The organism is Micromonospora inaquosa (genome assembly GCF_003857055.1).
GTDB classification, from domain to species: domain Bacteria; phylum Actinomycetota; class Actinomycetes; order Mycobacteriales; family Micromonosporaceae; genus Micromonospora; species Micromonospora inaquosa.
Window position 1 is genome coordinate 1 of record NZ_QGSZ01000297.1, and the last position, 1,753, is coordinate 1,753.

1 protein-coding gene is annotated in these 1,753 nt (G+C 67.6%); it reads right to left on the reverse strand.

Features of this window, described 5'->3' with window-relative positions; translation table 11 throughout:
- Window positions 1–15: 15 nt before the first annotated feature.
- Window positions 16–1,698, reverse strand: a complete 1,683-nt coding sequence (locus DLJ59_RS27285; protein ID WP_244236261.1) for an ISAzo13 family transposase — start codon at window positions 1,696–1,698, stop codon at window positions 16–18.
- Window positions 1,699–1,753 lie beyond the last annotated feature (55 nt).

Genomic DNA, 1,753 nt, shown 5'->3' on the forward strand with positions numbered 1-1,753 from the left:
AGGGCTTGCAGATCATTAACACGCCATCTTGATCTCTGGCGGTGTGGTGATGCCTTGTGCGGTCGCGAGGTCGTTGAGGTCGTTGAGTGTGGCGAGCCGGTGTGGGTTGGGCCGGATGGTGTGTCCTGCCTGCTGTAGGAGTTGGCGGATCTCGCGCAGATGTCTGTTGATCGTTTCGGGTCGGACTCGGAACAGGGCGGCGATGGTGACCTGGGGCAGCGCGAGTCGGTGGTGGAGGATGGCGGCGAGAAGCCGGTCGGCGAGGGTGAGAATGGGACGTCGGCCGGTGCCGGGGGCGGTCAGCCGTGGGCGGTGGCCGCGTCGGGTGTGCAGGCTCGTTTCTCGCTGCTGGTCATGCAGTGTCATCAGCGTGGCGATCAGGGCGTCCCACTCGGGTGCCGGTAGTCCGGTCAGGGTCGGGTGGTGTAGCCAGGCCCGGTCGGGGCTGGGCTTGTCGAACGGGTCCGGGGCGCTGTTGACCTGCTCGTATGCCTCGGGGCGCAGGGTGTAGTTCCAATCTGGGTGCCAGTCGTGGCGGATCACGGGCAGCGCCTCGTGCTGCCGGTCGCTGATGCGGACTCCGGTGTCGTAGGTGTTGGTGTCAAGTTCGGCGTGCACGCGCAGCCCGGTGCGGGTCGTGGTGGCGGCGATGGATTGCACGATGACTTCGTGGCTGGTCAGTGGCCGGCCCCGCCAGTTGAGGGTGATGTGGGAGAACAGCCGGTGCTCGACCTTGTTCCACTTCGAGGTGCCGGGCGGGAAGTGGCACACGGTGATCTCCAACCCGGTCTGGACGGCGAGGGCAGCCAGTTCGGCTTTCCAGGCGCGGGTGCGGTAGCTGTTGGAGCCACCGGCGTCCGCGGTGATCAGTAGCCGTCGGGCCTGCGGGTAGTCGATGCGGCCGGCTGTGTTCCACCAGCGTCGGATCGACTCGACGGCGAACGCGGCGGTGTCGTGGTCGGTGCCGACGTTGACCCAGCCGGTGTCGGCGGCCAGGTCGTAGATGCCGTACGGCACCGCCTTGCCCAAGCTGTCACCGGGAAAGTCGTGGGTGAGGGTGGCGGCCGGCTCGCCTTGGGGCCGCCATTGCTGGCCGGCGTTGGCGAACTGGCCGACCAGTTCCTTCTTCTTGGTGTCCACGCTGATCACCGGGTCCGTGGTGGCCTGGTGGACTTTGACCTGTTCGTTGATGTAGCGGAACTGCGCGTCGCGGTCCGGGTGCTGCTTGCCCTCGATGGTCTTGGCGTTGGCCTGCAGGCTGAACCCCTCCTCGCGCAGCAGGTCAGCGACGGTGTCGGCGCTGACCCGGTGGCCTTGGCCGGTCAATACTGCTGCGAGTTTGCGGGTCGACTTCGTCGTCCACCGCAGCGGCGACACCGGATCCCCCCGCTCGTCGGGCTCAACAAGGGCCAGCAGTGCCGGGCGCAGTTCGGGATCCACCTCAACAGCCCGTCTACGCCCCCCACCGGCCCTGCGGACCCGACCCAGCGGCTGCGCGCCCCCGTCCAACTCATCGACACCCAGCGACACCGTCGCCTCCCGAACGCCGGCCGCCCGCGCTACCGCACGGATCCCGCCGTGTCCCAGCACCCGCGCCTCGGCGCCCATCAACAGCCGACGCTGCCGCTCGTCCAGATGCGGGAAGATCACCTCGAACTTCGCCGCGAGCATGTCCCGGGTCTCCACCATGACGCCCATACCACAGCAACGAACGAAGCTCCCCGAAGCTACGGGTTATTTCTCTGCAAGCCCT